This is a genomic window from Streptomyces sp. NPDC060205 (genome assembly GCF_042728395.1).
Classification (GTDB): Bacteria; Actinomycetota; Actinomycetes; order Streptomycetales; family Streptomycetaceae; genus Streptomyces.
Genome location: NZ_JBHWZP010000072.1, coordinates 17,862 through 33,978 on the forward strand (window position 1 = coordinate 17,862; position 16,117 = coordinate 33,978).

Genomic DNA, 16,117 nt, shown 5'->3' on the forward strand with positions numbered 1-16,117 from the left:
GGTATGCGCGCGCGGAACCAGGAGGGCGTGGACAACTGCTGCTCCTGGAGAGAGGGGGGTGAGGGCCCGGGGGCATCGTGTGGAAGATGCCCCCGGAACCCGGGGCGAGGTGAGCGGCGGTCAGACTGTGCAGTCGGACGGTTGGGTACCGACAGAACCGACGAGGCTGCATCCCGAGGTCAGACCGGCGATCGTCTGCACGGTGGTGGCGTCCAGCGCTCCGCGGTAGGCGCGGATCTCGTCGAGCGTGCCGGAGAAGTACTCGCCGCCTGTCGTGCCGGTGAGCTTGCGTCCGGCCTGGAGCCCGGTCGTGGAGAAGTCCCACGTGTTGCGCCAGGGGACCTGAGCGGCGTATTGGCCGTTCACGTAAAGGAGAACGTCGCCGAAGGTGGCGTCGTGGACGAGGGCCAGATGGTCCCCGTCCGTGTCGGTCGACGGTGGAGCGGCGAGAGCGGTCGCCGTGCTGACGGCGGCCGCACTCCCGTCACTGGCTGTGGTCACCAGTTGCCAGCGATTCGCGCTCTGCGAGTAACGCACCACTACAGCTGTCGCGTTGGTGCCCGGAAGCGAGAGGACGGTCTGGTCGCGTGCCGGGGTGGACGAGGAGAGCCGGGCGCGGGTGGACAGGGTGAAACTGTCCTCAGCGGGCAGCAGGCCCTTGGGTCGGAAGGCGTAGGCGGAGGTGCCGTCCAGCACGAGGTGGCCGTCGCCCCACATCGGTTCTGCCACCGGCTGGCAATCGGGGTCCACGTCGATGTCGCAGCCGCTGTCGTCCGCCTGGTAGATGCCGGCGCTTCCGGCGAGGGTGAGGCCGGTGCGGTTCTCGGCCTCGGGCGAGACGCCGGCGGCCGCTTCCTCCAAAGGCCAGTAACCGAGTTGCTGGGGCGGGGTGCTGCCGACGAAGCGGCCCTCCTTCTCGGTGATGACCCGGTCGTACACCTCGACGTCGGCGATGGTGCCCTTGAAGTGGTGGATGTAGCCGTCCAGAGACAGCGAACGTCCGATCTGCAGGGCCCCCGTCGCATTCCACCGGGTTCGACGCGGCTGGATGTCCTCCTTGACGAGGTAGCCGTTGACGTACATCTTGAGCTCGCCGCGCACGTCGTCGTACACGCCGATGAGGTGGACGGGCGCGTTCTTCTTGGCGGCGACGCCCATCACCTTCCACGAGCCCATGGTCTCCAACTCGCTGACCGGGGTGCGGAAGGACCACATCTTGGTTCCGCCGTCGTAGCCCAGGGCGAAACCGGGTTCCGCCGTGCCGTCCTGGCTGACCACGGCCATCGAGGTGTCGGGCAGCTCCGGCATGGAGACCCAGGCGGAGACGGAGAAGGACCGATCGGTGTCGACAGCCTTCTGACCGGCGTCGAGATAACCGTTCTCGGAGCCGTCGAGCGTGACACCGAACTCGTTGCTGCGTCCGGGCAGTGGCGTACCGAACGTCACTCCGGAGCCGGCGTCGGCCGCGGGTGCTCCGGCGGAACCCACGGCCCGGGTGGAACCGGCGGGGTCCCCGAGGGCCCATGCCGCCTTGGGGGCGCGGCCCTGGTTGACCAGGAAGGCGTGTCCGCGAGCTGTCTCCTGGCTGTTGCCCGCACCGTCCACTGCCATGGCCTCAAGGGTGAAGGGACCCTCGCGGTCGGGCATGAACGAAAGGGTCACCGGTCCACCGGTGGTCGCGGGCGTCGCCGTCGACCAGCCGCTCTGCCCCGTGAAGCGGTACTTGTACTTCGTCACGTCCGCGGAGGGCGAGTCGAGGACGAAGTCACCGTAGTCGCCGACGCCGTCGTGCCAGACGTCGTCCGCCGGATAGGCGGTCGACGTCACGACCGGTGGCTTGGGCTTCGTCGCGTCGTAGATGAACTCGCAGCGGGTGGCACTGTCACCTGCGCTGCTCCAGGGCCCCCACTGGGATCCGTCATATCCCTGGACCTCCCAGGCGATGACCTTGTTCGGCGGGATGGTGAAGGGCGAGAAGCCGTCCCCGTCGATCTCGGTGCCCACCTTGTACGTGAACTTGGCGGCCCCGAGTTGCTCGTTGCCCTCGTAGTTGTGGGTGTTCTTGGGGCCGACCACGGCGTAGTTCGTCTTCACCGTGGTGCCGTCCGTCCAGTAGACCTTGAACTTCGCCGAGAGCTTCTCCGTGTTCCCTCCGGTGTCGCCGTGGTCGGGGTCACGGATGGTCGCGGAGAGTGTGGGCACCTCGTCGGCGTAGTGGTCTTCCGCGGCGCCGTACTCGCAGGAGCCGCCGCTGGACATGCTCAGGTGTGACATCAGCGGCTGGTAGGGCGGCCGGTTGTACTTGACCTCCAGGTGGGCGTTGCCGCAGAAGCGCTTCCAGTAGGAGAAGTCGCCGTCGTCACCGGACTTCAGCCGGAAGGTCGTGGTGTCCCATCCGCTGTCGGCCGCCTTCTGGATCGTGCTCCTGACGTCGAAGCGCACGTTCTGGTTGGTCGACGTGCAGGAGCCGGCCGGGTTGGTGGGCGACTGGGAGGTGATGGCCTCCTTGAGTGCCGGCTGGTTGTTCCAGTTCGTACCGGAGTTGATGGCGCTGCCACCGGAGCTGTTCACCCGCCCCAGTTCCACCGAACGTGGCGACGTGCTGTAGGTGTGCACCATGGTGACGGCGAACTCGGCTTCGAGGATGTGCTTGCCCTCGAAGGTCCCGGTGGGAATGCCGAAGAACTGACGCTTCATGTCGCTGGTACTGGCGCACAGATAGGAGACGTCGGCAGGGCACCGGCCGACGCCTTCGTGGTCGCCGAACTTCCAGAACTCGCTGGAGGGGTAGTACGAGGACACCATGGTCCAGCTGGTGCGGTTGGCGGTCTTCACCACCGGATCGATGAAGACCGGATACTCGGTGTCCTTGCCCGTCAGCAGGGCGGGGTCCGGCGTGAGGAGCAGGGCATCGGACTGCACGGCCACGTCGACGTCCGACACCCGGGCGCCGTCGGGCGGTGTGGGGTGGTCGGAATTCTCGGCGGCGTTGCCGGCGGAGGACGAAGCCCGGTCGGAGTCGTCGGTGGACTTCCGGGTCAGGAGTGCGGGCTGCTGAGTGCTCGTGCCCGAATCCCACATCATCGGGGCGGGCGCTTCGAAGACCTCGCCACCCGCTCCGCTGTCCACGGCGCTGAGACCACCGTGTTCGTCAGCGGTGACTTCCACGCCCCGGGAGTCCAGTGGCAGCGCGATCTCCCGCAGTTCGGGGTTGGCCGCCGCTTCGGCGTCCTTGACCACGAGCAGGTGCGAGAACCCCTCGGCCTGTGCGCTCACTCGCAGATCGACACCGTCGAGGACATCGCGGTAGGTGGCGGTGGAGCCCTCGACCACGGGCTCCGGCAATGTGTCCGCCCAACCGATGGAGAGATTGCGGCCCGTCTGCCCGATGGCCGCGAAGGTGGTGTCACCACCCCCGGAGAAGGAGATTCCGGTCACGGCGGCCGCGGGTGAGTACCTGCCGTCGGGCTGCTTGACCAAGGTCGTGTCGATGTCGACCCACTCAGAGCCCTTACGGGTACGTACGGGCTGGACGTATTCCTTGGCGGTGAAGGTGCCGTCCGGGTTGGCGAACGTCTCCGTTCGCTCACCGCGCAGACTTGTGACCTCCACGGATTCGCCGGCCGCGACTGCTGCCTTCTGGGCAGCCTGCTCGGTGCGCATGCCCCGGGGGACCGGTTCGGCGGCAGCCGCATCCGACGTGCCGTTGTCGAGAGTGGCCGGCAGGCCCGTGAGCGTGGAGAGGAGAACCGCGCACAGCGTGCCGGTCACCACTGCGGTTCGGCCTGCGACGCGGGTCCTCACTTGATCACCGCACCGAAGGAGATTCCGCTGTCCGGGAAGCCGTCGGTGCCGGGTTTGAGGGTCTTGACCGGATCGGTGGCACCGGAGACGAGGTTCTTCCACGGCACGACGTACACCGCGCCCTTCACCTCGGCGGAGGTCTTGGCGTAGGGCGCGCCGACGTAGAGATCCGTCGCGGTCGTGGCCAAGCCCATTCCCGTGAAGTCCCGCGCCGCGGCGGTTCCGGGAAGACCGGTACCGCGAGCGATGATCTTGTCGCTGAGGCCGGGAGCTCCGAGCGCGGGGAAGGTGTGGATCGCACCGGCCTCACGGACGGAACCGGCGTCCTCGCCGGGAGCGGCTGCGGCTAGCCTCATGGTGGTCGCCGTTCCGACGACGGTGGGGCTGGTGTTCGTCAGAACCACGCGCTGGCCCAGGAAGTCGCCGGCGATCGGGTCGCCCTCGACATCGGTCACGTTTCGGTCGATGGCGCTGATCTCGGTGTACGCCCCGGTGGGGGTGAGGTGCAGCACGGTGGCGCTGCCCGCGTCGGCGACGGTGCCGATGTCCTCGTTGGGCACGCCGATGGCCAGCAACGCGTCCGTGTTGGAGGTACTGCCGGCAGGCCGGTAGGGGGCAAGGGAGATCGATGTACCGAAACCGTCGCCGGCCTCGGCCACGCCGGTGAGTCCCTCGCTCGCACCAGCCTGGTCGAGCCCTGCCAGGGCGGTGGGAACGTTGTCGGTGACGGCATGGCTGAAGACGGTGACCCCGCCCGCGAACGTCTCGTCCCCGATGGCTTCGCCCGGGGCGCCGACACCCAGGTAACCGGACGTGGAACTCAGGGAGTACCCGAACCGGTCGTGTGCTTCGGCGATGCCCGGAACACCGGTGCTGTCCTGATGTACGCGCATGCGGGTGGCGGCTTGGGCGTAGTGGACGATCCCCGCGTCGGCGACACTGCCCACGTTCTCACCAGGGACCCCGATGGCAAGGAACGGTTTACCGGACGAGGTCTTACCCGCGGAGAGAGCGAATCCGAACCAGTCGTACTCTTCGTTGGCCGTGGCCGGGTCGAATCCGGCTTGACTGTAGCTGTCGATCACCGAGCCCGCGCCGATGCCGCCGGCCGTGCCGTGCACGACGTAGACGGCTCCCGCATCGGCCAGTTCGACGCCGTCCTTCGACACGTCCTCGTACGGGGCACCGATGACGAGGTCCGTGCACCCGTCCGCGTCCGCGTCGTAGGTCGCGAGCGAACGGCCGAACTCGTCGCCGATCTCGGGGGCCGCGTTCATACCGGCCGTCGCCTGGGATATCTCAGAGACGCCCTTCCCCCCACCGAGCACGACGCGCACCAGGCCGGCCCGGGACTGCCCGGACACCGTCGCGTTGGGATCGGCCACGGCGGTGTCCTTCACCCCGTCGCCATTGAAGTCCGATTCCGTCCCGGCAACGCAGGCCGCAGCCGCCGCCGATGGCACGCCGGCAGTCGCGCCCCCCACCGAAGCGACCAGGGCGGCCACCACGGCCCACCCGAGACGCCTTCTTCGTACACGCACGACGTACTCACATTCTCTGCATCGTTCACCACATGTAAACCACAAGAAGCTCTCAGTGAGGGGTAACAGTGGTGAGTACGTCAAGGGACTGTCCGTTTAGTGCAAATTTTTGTTACGGCAAATCCGGCAAATAATTCGATGCGTCCCATCCATGATCTCGGAGACCTCCGGGAAGAAAACGGGGCACAGTTCACCCGCTGCTTGACTCGCAGTTGACCATTCGTCATATGATTCGCCGTCGGACGAACGAGTCGTCCGAAGTGCACGGTTTCCCCCCGGTACGGTGCGCCTTCACATTTGCCCCTGCCAACACGAGGACCCTGCTGCATGCGCTGTGCGCTGAGAATCTTGATTTGCTGCATCGCGCTCGTACTCGGCTCGCTGACCCTTCAGGTTCCCGAGACCCACGCAGCCGCCCGCCAGGAGAGCACCCACTCCTACGGTTCGCACGTCCGGCAGAAGCTCATCGCGCACTGGAACGCGAGCACCACGCCGCAGCCTGCGATCGTCGTCCTGCACGGGGGGTACTGGTACCAGGACTCCGGATGGACCACCTGGTCACGGACCTTCGCCGACGCCGGTTACGCCACGTTCGACGTGGACTACCGGCTGAACTTCGACGCGCCCTGGCCCGCTCAGCGCTCCGACGCGATCTCGGCGATTACCTGGATCAAGGCGAACGCCGCCGAGTTCGATCTCGATCCCGACCGCGTGGTGATCCTCGGATCGTCGGCCGGCGGGCACCTCGCCACGGCGGTCGCGACCTACGGGGCCGGGGGCGACCGGGTCCGCGGAGTGGTCGGCCTGTCCCCCGTGGCTTCTCCGTACCGGGCCTGGAACGACGGCAACAGCGACCTCAGCAGCGACAAGGAGCGCAAGGTCCGCGACAACGCCACCCTGCTCGCGCGCTGCTTCCCGGACCCGGCCGACGTCGACACGTCCCTGCACGCGAGCTGTTGGGACACCTGGAAGGACATGGTCGCCAAGAACCGCGCATCGGGCCCCGACGACGCCCCCATGTACCTCGTCCACTCGGAGCTGGACTTCGTCCCGGCCGCACACTCCCTGGATCTCGAAGCCGCCGAGGAGGCGAAGGGCATGCCTGACACCGACATCTCCACCACCGTCGTACCGGGCGATGCCCACGGTGGAGCCCTGCTCGACGATCAGCCCACCGTCGACCGGATCCTGGACTGGATCCGGACACGCACCCTCTGATCACCCCGTGGCTCTTCGGAGCAGTTGAGGAATGCCCCATGAACCACAGACTCAGGCGCGTCGGAGCAAAGATCGTTCTGCCGTCGGTGCAGGCCCGGCGGGTCGAGGAACGCCTGCGTGCGGAGACCGAGGCCGCGGAGCGCAGGCGAGTGGAGCGTGTCGCCGCCCGGCGTCGCACGCTGCTGGCCGGCGATCCGGCCATCAGGGAGATCGAGGTGGCGGGCCGCAGCTGGTTCGGCCGCACCATGACCTCCTTCACCGCGGCCGGTGCCGCCGACCACAATCTCGAACTCGTGGTCGCCGCGCTGACGCATGCCGAGATCGAGTACTTCGTCGTGCCCGGACGCTCTCCGCTGCGGCACGTCCTGGGGATCCGGCTGGAGGCTCGCAAGCCGTTACTCAGGGCACTGCGGGAGATCTACGACTCCGGAGCCCTGTACGCGGCGCTCCCCACCAAGGAGCTCCTGCCGCGCGAAGCGGGTCTGTACGCGGACGGGGCGCTCCCCGCCGCCGTCAAACGCGCTGACACCATTCGGTTCGGGGAGCTGCTGCTGGGCCCGGACGGGCAGCTGTTGGGGAGTCTGGAGTTCGGCTGTGACGTCGAGTTCTGGCGCGACGGTGCCCAGGTGGTCGGTACGCCCCGGTTCGCCGAGCTGCGCTCGCAGCCGCCCGTGAGCGTCGTCGAGAAGGCACTGGTGGCGCCGCGGCTCAACGCGGTGTCCGATGTACTGCCGGAGGGATCCGCCACCGCGGTGCGGGTCATCGCCGGACGCGAGCACCCGACGTTCGCCGACTTCGTCCGTCCTCGGATCGACGAGGTCGACTTCCCGATCGATGTGGTCTACACCTGGGTGGACGGATCCGACCCCGAACTCGCCGGACGCCGGGAGCACTTCCGGTCCGGCGGCACCGCCCCGATCCACGCTCGTGAGACCGGGGCGTCCCGGTACACGAGCCGCGACGAGCTGCGTTACTCCCTGCGTTCCCTGGACATGTACGCCGGGTTCGTCCGTACCGTCTACCTCGTCACCGACGGGCAGACGCCGGACTGGCTCGACCAGGAGGCCGCGGGCATCAAGGTGATCCACCACAAGGAGATCTTCGCGGACCCCCAGGTCCTTCCCGTGTTCAACTCACATGCGATCGGCACCCAGTTGCACCGCATCCCGGGGCTTTCGCAGCGGTACCTCTACTTCAACGACGACGTTTTCGTGGGCCGTCCCATCGCGCCGGGTCACTTCTTCCACGGCAACGGCGTGGCCAAGATTCCCTTCTCCCCGGCCCAACTCGGCCTCGGCCTCCCTCACCCCGATGAGCCTGCGCCCAACTCCGCAGGCAAGAACGTGCGACGGCTCCTGATGGAGGCTCATGGACGATTCTCCGTGCACAAGTTCATGCACACCCCTCACCCGCAGATGCGCGAGGTGATGGAGGAGATAGAGAGCCGCTTCCCTGCCGAGGTCCAGCAGACCAGCGCGTCCCGCTTCCGGGCGGTGACCGACATCGCCATGGGGGCCTCCCTGCACCATCACCAGGCCTACCTGACCGGCAGGGCCGTGCCGGGCAAGTTCAAGTTGCGGTACATCGACGTGGCGTCCGAGGACGCCTTCGACAAGATGACCTCCCTGGCGGAGGAACGCCGGTTCGACTTCTTCTGCCTCAACGACGTGAACACCCCCGAGGACCGGCAGGAGGAGATCGCGCAGAGAATGTCAGATTTCCTTGAGTCCTACTTCCCCTTTCCCAGCCGGTTCGAGCGTAAGGGCTGAGGACAGGACGGCTGCCCGGATGGATGGATGGGTGGCCGGCCCCGGGTCCTGATCTCAGCCCGCGCCGCCGCCCTCGCCGGTGAGCAGGCGGCGTGGGTTTGTTATGCGGAACGCGTAGGCCGCCGCGCCGCCCAGGCCGTAGCCCGGGGTTTGTGGGGGGTCCGCGTAGGGGCGGTCCGTGCCCTGGACGATCGTGGACGTGCCCAGGGTGCGGACCATGGACTCCACCGCGCGTGGGCCGTACGACGAGGTTTCCACGAAGACGTCCGGGTCGGTCTCCCGGTGGCCCTCCGGCCCGGCGCGGGCCACGAAGCGTTCGCCGTGCAGGGGTGCCAGGCCGGCCAGCAGCGCGAAGCACACCCGCAGCCCTGGATGACGCGGTCTGCCGAACGCCCGGAACGCGAACCAGGCCGCGTGCATCTGCTGGACGTACGGCACCATCGCCGGCCACCACCCCGGCCGCGGATCGATGTCGGCCGCCGGGCCCGGGTGGATGAACAGGGGGAGGTTCCGGGCCGTCAGCAGGTCGAGCAGCGGGGCGCAGCGCTCGTAACCCGCCGCGTCGGACAGGGCGTTCGCCGGGAGTTGGAGGCCCGCGAAACCCAGGTCCAGGTAGGCGGCCGTCGTCCGCGCGTCGATGTCGCGGACCCCCGCGGCGGCCCACGCGCCGAACGGGCGGGGCAGTTCCGCCGCGTCCTGGTGGTACGCGTCGAGCAGGGGGCGCGCCTCCGCGCAGGGCAGCCACTCCACGCCCAGCGGGGAGGAGAGGGAGATCAGCGCCCTGCCGAGGCCGTCCGCGACCGCCCGTTCGGTCCGCCCGGCGATGTCGTGGTCGGCGGGGGAGACCTCGTAGGGCGGCTCGCCGGCCGTGTGCAGCGTCCAGCCGTCCAGGAACGGCGGCTCCGTGCGCGCCCGCAGAGCCGCCACGAACGAGGCGGTCCACAGATGCTGGTGTACGTCGACGTTGGTCACGAGGCTTCTTCCGTCAGGGCCCGCAAGGCGTTTCGCACCTCGTCGGACCCCAGGATGTCATCGTTCACCCGGTCCACGTCCACCCCGCAGGGCCGGTCCTCGTCCAGGGCCGGGACCAGCTCGCGGATCGCCCGGTGGAGAAGGGCGGGGCCCCGTCCGAGCGTGGCGGGCGCGGCCAGGTCCACCGCCTGCGCGGCGGCCACGGCCTCCACGGCGAGCAGCTGCCGCAGCCGGACGAGCATGGTCGACAGCCGCCGCGCCCCGAGCGAGGCGTTGGTCGAGTCGTCCTCGACACCGTCCGCGCCGTGCCGGGGGTCGGTGCTCACCGGCGCCGACAGGAGACGGATCTCCGCGACCAGCGCCTGCGCCGTCTTCGCCAGCGGCGCGAAGCCCGAACGCTCCGGACCGTGCGGCGAGAGGTTCGCGGGCAGCCCGCTGAGCCCGGGGTGGAGCAGCCGCCGCATGCGCTCGGCGGAGACCGCCGCAGTCTGGGCCAGGGCCAGCGCGAGGGTGTCGAAGGCCAGGGCGAGGGCCGGGGTGTGGAAGTTGCCGGAGGAGAGGATCTCGCCGGGTACGCCGTCGGTGGCGGGCAGGACCACCGGGTTGTCGCCGCAGCCGTTCAGCTCGGGATCCAGCGCCGCGCCGGCGAGGTCGAGCGCGGAGTGCAGCGCTCCGTGCACCTGGGCGGCGCAGCGCAGGCTGATGGGGTCCTGGACCCGGCGGGCGTGCTGCGGATCGGTGAGGTCGCCGCCTGCGAGGAGTGCGAGCAGCTGCCCCGCCGCCCGGGACTGGCCGGGGGCCGGGCGCAGACCCAGGACCCGGGCGTCCAGGGGGCTGGTGTTCGCCCGGAAGCCCTCGAAGGTGAGTGCCGTGACCGCCTGGGCCAGGGTCAGGAGGGTGGCCGCCTCGTGGAGGACGAGAGCGCCGTGGCCGGCGGCCAGCGGGCTCGCGCTGCACAGCACGTGCCCGTCCTTGGGGCCCAGTTCCGCGGGGGTCAGCCCGGCCCGGCGCAGGGCCGCCGCGCCGTCGAGCACCTCCCCGGAGAGCTCGGCGCGGCCCTCGCCGATGACGACGAGACCGACGTGGGCCATCTGGCACAGGTCCGAGGCACCGATCGACCCCACCTCGGGGACCAGCGGGTGGACGCGGGAGTTGAGCAGGTCGACGAGCAGCGGCAGGATCCGCGGGCTGATTCCGCTGCCGCCGCCCGCCAGGCCGTTGACGCGGGCGATCAGGGCGGCGCGTACGACGGAGGCGGGCAGCGGGTCCCCGACCGCGTTGGCCCGGCCGCGTACCGTACGCACGCTGAACCGCGCGAGTTCGTCGCGCGGCAGGGCGTACGACGAACGGCTGCCGAGTCCCGTCGTCAGTCCGTAGGTCGGCACCTGGCGGTCGACCACGTCGTCCACCACCGCGCGCTCGCGCGCCAGCCGGGGGAGCACCTCGTCCGCGAGGACGACCCGGGCACCGCGCAGGGCGACGGCGGCCACGTCCGCGCAGGACAGGGAGCGGCCGTCGACGATCACCTCTTCGGTCCCCGGTTCGCTCGCCGATTCGCTGCCCGGTTCGCTCCCCGATTCGATCGCCGGTTCGATCACTGCTTCGGATTCCGTGGGGTAGGGGCCCGTCATGAGAACCGCAGCTTCTGTCCGAGTCCGCGCTCCCCGGCCTTCGCGAGCACGGCCGCGCCCAGGGCGATGTCGGACAGGGACAGACCGCGGTGCCAGAACAGGATCGTCTCGTCGGACCGCTCCCGGCCGGGCTTGTCGCCCGCCACGATCTCGCACAGTTCGCCGTGCAGGGTCGCCTCGCTGAGCCGGCCCGACTCGACGTGCGCGCGCAGAGCACCGAAGGGCCCGGACCGGCACTGGCCCCAGTCGTCGACGACGACCTTGTCCATGATGTCGGTGAGCGAGAGCTCGACCGCGCTCATCGTCCCGTAGGGGACGACGAGCGCGCCCGGCGCGATCCACTCCGTCCTCAGCAGGGGCTCGGGCCGCTCCAGCCGGGACGCCTCCACGACGATGTCCGCGCCCTCGACGCACGACTTCCAGTCGTCGGTGACGATCACGGGCTTGCCGAGGTCGTCCTCCAGCCGCTTCGCGAAGGCCTCGCGGCTCTCCGGGCGGCGCGAGTGGACGCGGATCTCGTCGAGGTCGAAGAGCGCGTCGAGCAGCCGCACGTTCCAGTACGAGGTGGCGCGGGCGCCGATGTGACCGAGCACCTTGGAGTCACTTCTCGCCAGATGCCGTGCGCCCAGCGCGGTGAGCGCGCCGGTGCGCATCTCGGTGATCGCGGTCGCGTCCAGCACGGCCAGCGGCATGCCCGTACGCGGGTCGAAGAGGTTCAGCAGGGCCATCTCGGAGGGCAGACCCGACTTGTAATTGTCGACGTAGTCGCCCACGATCTTGACTCCGGCCATGCCCAGCGGGGCCACATAACCACGCAGGACGTTGAAGTGGCCGTTGAAGGCGGGGTCGGGCGTGAGATGCACCCGTGGTTCGATGACCGTCTCGCCGCGACCCTGGGCGAGCAGTCCCTGTTCGACGGCATCGAGTACTTCGGTGTCGCTCAGTTCCAGCTGTTCGATGTCGGAACCGTTCAGGAACGTGAACCAAACGGGGTCAAGAGCGGTCATTCCGGGCGTCCTCTCACTTTCTTCGGACGAACGTAACGCCCCGTTCACAAAAGGGGATTGACTGAAATTCAGTCACGAACAACTCTGCATGACGATATGCAGTCGGGTAAGGGGCAGCTTTGATCAGATTCGACGCGGTGAGCAAAAACTATCCCAACGGCACCACAGCCGTGGACGCACTGTCCCTGGAGCTGGCCGAGGGCGGCCTCACGGTCCTGGTCGGCCCCTCGGGCTGCGGCAAGACCACGACGCTGCGCATGGTCAACCGCATGGTGGAGCCGTCGGCGGGCACGGTCAGCCTGCGCGGCCAGGACATCAGGGAGGTGGCCGCCCCCGAACTGCGCAGGGGCATCGGTTACGTGATCCAGCACGCCGGGCTCTTCCCGCACCGGACCATCCTGGACAACGTCGCGACCGTGCCGCTGCTGCTCGGCTGGGGCAAGAAGAAGGCCCGCTCGCGCGCGGCCGAGCTGCTGGAACTGGTGGGGCTGCCGGCCACGATGGCCAAGCGCTACCCGTACCAGCTCTCCGGCGGGCAGCAGCAGCGCGTCGGGGTGGCCAGGGCGCTGGGCGCGGATCCGCCCGTCCTGCTCATGGACGAGCCGTTCAGCGCGGTCGACCCCATCGTGCGCGGCGAACTGCAGGCGGAGTTCCTGCGGCTGCAGAAGGAGCTGCACAAGACGATCGTCTTCGTCACCCACGACATCGACGAGGCCATCAAGCTGGGCGACCACATCGCGGTGTTCCGTACGGGCGGCAAGCTCGCGCAGTTCGACACCCCGGAGCGGCTGCTCGCGCACCCCGCCGACGACTTCGTGGCGGACTTCGTCGGGCAGGACCGTGGTATCCGCCGGCTCTCCTTCGTCCAGGCCTCCGGGCTGCCGCTGCGCGAGGGCCCGGTGCTGCCGGTGACCGCTCCCGTCGCCGACGCCCGCACCCTGGGCGAGCCCTGGGTGCTCGCCGTCGACGCCGCCCGGCGCCCGCTCGGCTGGGCCGCGGTCGCCGACCTTCCGCCCGGCGGCACGCTGGCGGACGCGTCGCTCGCCCCGCTCGGCCACACGTTCGCCCTGGCCGGCGACTCGGCACGGGCCGCCCTCGACGCGGCCCTCCTGTCCCCCTCCCGCCTCGCGGTGGGAGTGGACGCGGACGGCGCGGTCGCGGGGGTCGCGGACGCGTACGAGTTGTCCGCGGCGATAGCGGGGGCTTCGGCGCGCGCCGACACGTCGGCCGGGGCAGCCACCCCGACCGACGCATCGGCGACAGCCGCCTCGGCCGCACCGGCCGCACCGGCTGAATCGGCGGCCCTGGCCAAGGCGGCTGCCCCGGCCGACGAGGCCGAGAGGCCGGGCCTGGGCAAGGTGCCCGGAACGACCGCAGACGGTGAGGCGGTCACCGACGGCACCGCTTCCGTCGTCAAGGAGAACGCCGACAGCGCCGGCGGCACGGACGCTCCCGACAGCGCGGGCGGTGACGGGCGATGAGGGACGGGGAGCCGCTCATACGGTGGGTCTGGATCGGCGACCATGTCGGTGAGCTGGCCCACTACACCGGGGTCCATCTGCGGCTGGGTCTCCTGCCGGTGCTGTTCGGACTGATCATCTCCGTGCCGCTCGGCATGCTCTGCCACCGCTACCGGTGGGTCTACCCGCCCACCCTGACCGCGGCCAACGTCCTGTACTCCATCCCGTCGCTGGCCCTGTTCATGATCTTCGTCCGCTACACGGGGCTCACCGAACGCACGGTCATGATCCCGCTGACCCTGTACACGCTGTCGGTGCTCATCCCCAACGTCGTGGACGGCCTGGCCTCGGTGCCCGATCCGGTACGGCAGGCGGCCACCGCGATGGGCTTCAGCACCGTCCGCCGGGTCGTGCAGGTGGAACTGCCGATCGCCGTGCCCGTCGTCGTCGCCGGTGTACGGGTCGCCGCGGTCTCCTCCATCAGCCTCGTCGCCGTGGGACAGCTGATCGGCCAGGGCGGCCTCGGCTACTACATCACCCGGGGCCTCCAGCTCGACTTCCCGACCCCGATCATCACCGCGACCGTACTGATCATGCTGCTGGCCCTCGTCACCGACGCACTGCTCGTCCTGGCGCAGCGGCTGCTCACACCGTGGGCCCGCGGCAAGGGGGCGAAGGCGTGAACGATCTCCTGAACCAGATCCAGCTCGTCGGCGAGTGGCTGACGTCGTCCGCGCAGTGGCACGGCGACGACGGCATCCCGCACCGGCTCGCGGAGCACCTGACCTACAGCGGTCTGTCCCTGCTCTTCGCGACGCTGATCGGCCTGGCGTTCGGCCTCCTCGTCGGTCACACCGGCCGCGGCGCGTTCGCCGTCGCCACCGTCGCCAACCTCGCACGCGCCATCCCCACCTTCGGCCTGGTCGTCCTCGTGGTGACCCTCGCCGGACTCAGCACCGCTCCGGTGCTGGTCGCCCTGGTGGCACTGGCCGTCCCGCCGATCCTCATCAACACCTTCGAGGGGGTCCGCGGTGTCGACCCCGACGCCCGGGACGCCGCGAAGGGGATGGGCATGACCGGCTGGGAGGTCCTGCTGAAGGTGGAGGTGCCGATGGCGCTGCCGCTGATCCTGCTCGGCCTGCGCGTCGCCGCCATCCAGGTGGTGGCCACGGCGACCGTGGCCGCGTACCCCGGTCTCGGCGGTCTGGGCCGCTACATCGTCGACGGGCTCTCCCGCAACGACTACCAACTGGTCATCGGCGGCTCCGCCGTCGTCGTGGCCCTGGCCCTCGTCGTCCAGGCCGTCTTCACCGCGCTGCGGCGCGCCGTCGTCTCGCCCGGGCTGCGGCCCGCGGTGGCCAAGTCATGACCCACCGGAACCACCGGCCTCTCGCGCACCGGAACCGCGCGCAGGCCGCACCCGAGCACCACCAAAGACCCGAGCCGTACCTGAGAAAGGGAACACCCATGAAAGCCACGTACCGCACCGCAGCCTTCAGCCTCGTCGCCGCGCTCTCCCTGACCCTCACCGCCTGCGGAGGCAGTGACGACAGCGACGACAATCCGCTGACAGGCAGCAGCGGCGACAGCGGAGGCGGCAAGGCCATCGTCGTCGGCTCGGCCAACTTCCCCGAGAACCAGCTGCTCGCCGAGATCTACGCGCAGGCCCTGGAGGACAAGGGCCTGAAGGTGACCCGCAAGTTCGACATCGGCGCCCGCGAGGTCTACTACGACCAGGTCGTCAAGGGAGGCATCACCGTCTTCCCCGAGTACAACGGCGCCCTGCTGTCCACGGCGGTCGACAAGAAGAGCACCGCCACCGGCACGGAGGAGATCAACACCGAGCTGAAGGAGAAGCTCCCGAAGTCGGTCGAGATACTCGACTCCGCCGCGGCCGAGGACAAGGACTCGGTCACGGTCACCGCCGAGACCGCCGCCAAGTACAAGCTGAAGACCCTGGCCGACCTCAAGCCGGTCGCGAAGGACCTGACCATCGGCGCCGGTTCCGAGTTCAAGACCCGCACCCAGGGCGGCGTCGGCCTGAAGTCCGTCTACGGCGTCGAGTTCGGCAAGTTCCAGCCGCTGGACGCGGGCGCCCAGAGCACCCTGCTGAAGCTGCTGAAGGACGACAAGGTGCAGGCCGCCAACCTGTACACGACCGACCCCGCCATCGTCGAGGACAAGCTGGTCGTCCTGGAGGACCCGAAGAACCTGTTCTCCTCGCAGAACGTCACGCCCCTCGTCTACAAGTCCGCGGTGAACGACAAGGCCAGGTCGGCGCTCAACGCCATCTCGGCCAAGCTCACCACCGAGGACCTGCTGGACATGATGAAGAAGATCAGCAACGACAAGGAGGACTCGGCGGACGTCGCGAAGGAGTGGCTGTCGTCGGCCGGTCTCGCGGGCTGACCCGGACGGGCACAGGGGTGAGCGACACGGCGGGAGCGGGCACGGGCACGGGCACCGGCGGCGGTACGTCCTCCGGGGCGGGGGCGGCCGCGCGGCTGCACCAGCTCTTCGAGGGACGCCGGCTGACGCCCACCCAACGGCGGATCGCCCACTGTCTGGTCCGCCGGACGGCCGCCGCGCCGTTCCTGTCGAGCGTGGAGCTCGCCCAGCTGGCCGGGGTGAGCCAGCCGTCGGTGACCCGCTTCGCGGTCGCCCTCGGCTTCGACGGGTATCCGGCGCTGCGCAGACATCTGCGTGACGTCGTAC

At 69.5% G+C, this 16,117-nt stretch carries 11 protein-coding genes and 1 pseudogene; 7 read left to right on the forward strand and 5 right to left on the reverse strand.

The genetic code is table 11. The features are described 5' to 3' along the window. Positions 1 to 120: 120 nt before the first annotated feature. Positions 121 to 3,804 carry a LamG-like jellyroll fold domain-containing protein gene (locus ACFWGJ_RS15470; protein WP_387324141.1) on the reverse strand — a complete coding sequence of 1,228 codons (3,684 nt, stop codon included), beginning with the start codon at positions 3,802 to 3,804 and terminating at the stop codon, positions 121 to 123. Beyond that, entirely contained in the window at positions 3,801 to 5,189 is a 1,389-nt protein-coding gene (locus ACFWGJ_RS15475) for an integrin alpha (RefSeq protein ID WP_387324144.1), read from the reverse strand. Before ACFWGJ_RS15475 ends, ACFWGJ_RS15470 begins: the two co-directional genes overlap by 4 nt. Positions 5,190 to 5,693: 504 nt before the next feature. Here ACFWGJ_RS15475 and ACFWGJ_RS15480 point away from each other — a divergent pair. Then, positions 5,694 to 6,563: an alpha/beta hydrolase gene (locus ACFWGJ_RS15480; protein WP_387324147.1), complete on the forward strand. Its 870-nt coding sequence runs from the start codon at positions 5,694 to 5,696 to the stop codon at positions 6,561 to 6,563. 38 nt (positions 6,564 to 6,601) lie between these two features. After that, a complete protein-coding gene (locus ACFWGJ_RS15485; protein WP_387324148.1) occupies positions 6,602 to 8,332 on the forward strand; it encodes a stealth family protein in 1,731 nt (576 codons plus the stop codon). Positions 8,333 to 8,386: 54 nt separating this feature from the next. Here ACFWGJ_RS15485 and ACFWGJ_RS15490 read toward each other — a convergent pair whose 3' ends face one another. Genes ACFWGJ_RS15490 through ACFWGJ_RS15500 form a run of 3 tightly spaced genes read right to left on the reverse strand, consistent with a single transcriptional unit; the run spans position 8,387 to position 11,942 of the window. Further along, positions 8,387 to 9,304, reverse strand: coding sequence for an amidohydrolase family protein (locus ACFWGJ_RS15490; RefSeq protein WP_387324151.1), 918 nt, complete (start codon positions 9,302 to 9,304; stop codon positions 8,387 to 8,389). Next, positions 9,301 to 10,935: a histidine ammonia-lyase gene (gene hutH / locus ACFWGJ_RS15495; RefSeq protein WP_387324154.1), complete on the reverse strand. Its 1,635-nt coding sequence runs from the start codon at positions 10,933 to 10,935 to the stop codon at positions 9,301 to 9,303. The genes ACFWGJ_RS15490 and hutH overlap by 4 nt, the downstream gene beginning before the upstream one ends. Beyond that, entirely contained in the window at positions 10,932 to 11,942 is a 1,011-nt protein-coding gene (locus tag ACFWGJ_RS15500; protein WP_387324157.1) for an ornithine cyclodeaminase family protein, read from the reverse strand. Before ACFWGJ_RS15500 ends, hutH begins: the two co-directional genes overlap by 4 nt. 119 nt (positions 11,943 to 12,061) lie before the next feature. On the opposite strand from ACFWGJ_RS15500, the pseudogene ACFWGJ_RS15505 reads away from it, so the two are divergent. From ACFWGJ_RS15505 to ACFWGJ_RS15525, 5 genes and pseudogenes are all read left to right on the forward strand, one after another. Further along, positions 12,062 to 13,201: pseudogene (locus tag ACFWGJ_RS15505) on the forward strand (ABC transporter ATP-binding protein); the annotation flags it as partial. A gap of 218 nt (positions 13,202 to 13,419) precedes the next feature. Next, positions 13,420 to 14,085: an ABC transporter permease gene (locus ACFWGJ_RS15510; protein WP_107019304.1), complete on the forward strand. Its 666-nt coding sequence runs from the start codon at positions 13,420 to 13,422 to the stop codon at positions 14,083 to 14,085. Then, positions 14,082 to 14,771, forward strand: a complete 690-nt coding sequence (locus ACFWGJ_RS15515) for an ABC transporter permease (RefSeq protein ID WP_387324161.1) — start codon at positions 14,082 to 14,084, stop codon at positions 14,769 to 14,771. The genes ACFWGJ_RS15510 and ACFWGJ_RS15515 overlap by 4 nt, the downstream gene beginning before the upstream one ends. Before the next feature lie 98 nt (positions 14,772 to 14,869). Continuing rightward, entirely contained in the window at positions 14,870 to 15,811 is a 942-nt protein-coding gene (locus tag ACFWGJ_RS15520; protein WP_366782439.1) for an ABC transporter substrate-binding protein, read from the forward strand. A gap of 17 nt (positions 15,812 to 15,828) precedes the next feature. Further along, on the forward strand, positions 15,829 to 16,117 hold a 289-nt coding region (locus ACFWGJ_RS15525), incomplete at its 3' end, for a MurR/RpiR family transcriptional regulator (RefSeq protein ID WP_387324164.1).

Bases quoted from the DNA above. Each gene is read 5' to 3' on its own strand.
- ACFWGJ_RS15520 (WP_366782439.1), top strand. From the start codon at position 14,870: ATGAAAGCCACGTACCGCACCGCAGCCTTCAGCCTCGTCGCCGCGCTC.
- ACFWGJ_RS15500 (WP_387324157.1), bottom strand. From the start codon at position 11,942: ATGACCGCTCTTGACCCCGTTTGGTTCACGTTCCTGAACGGTTCCGAC.
- hutH (WP_387324154.1), bottom strand. From the start codon at position 10,935: ATGACGGGCCCCTACCCCACGGAATCCGAAGCAGTGATCGAACCGGCG.
- ACFWGJ_RS15485 (WP_387324148.1), top strand. From the start codon at position 6,602: ATGAACCACAGACTCAGGCGCGTCGGAGCAAAGATCGTTCTGCCGTCG.
- ACFWGJ_RS15510 (WP_107019304.1), top strand. From the start codon at position 13,420: ATGAGGGACGGGGAGCCGCTCATACGGTGGGTCTGGATCGGCGACCAT.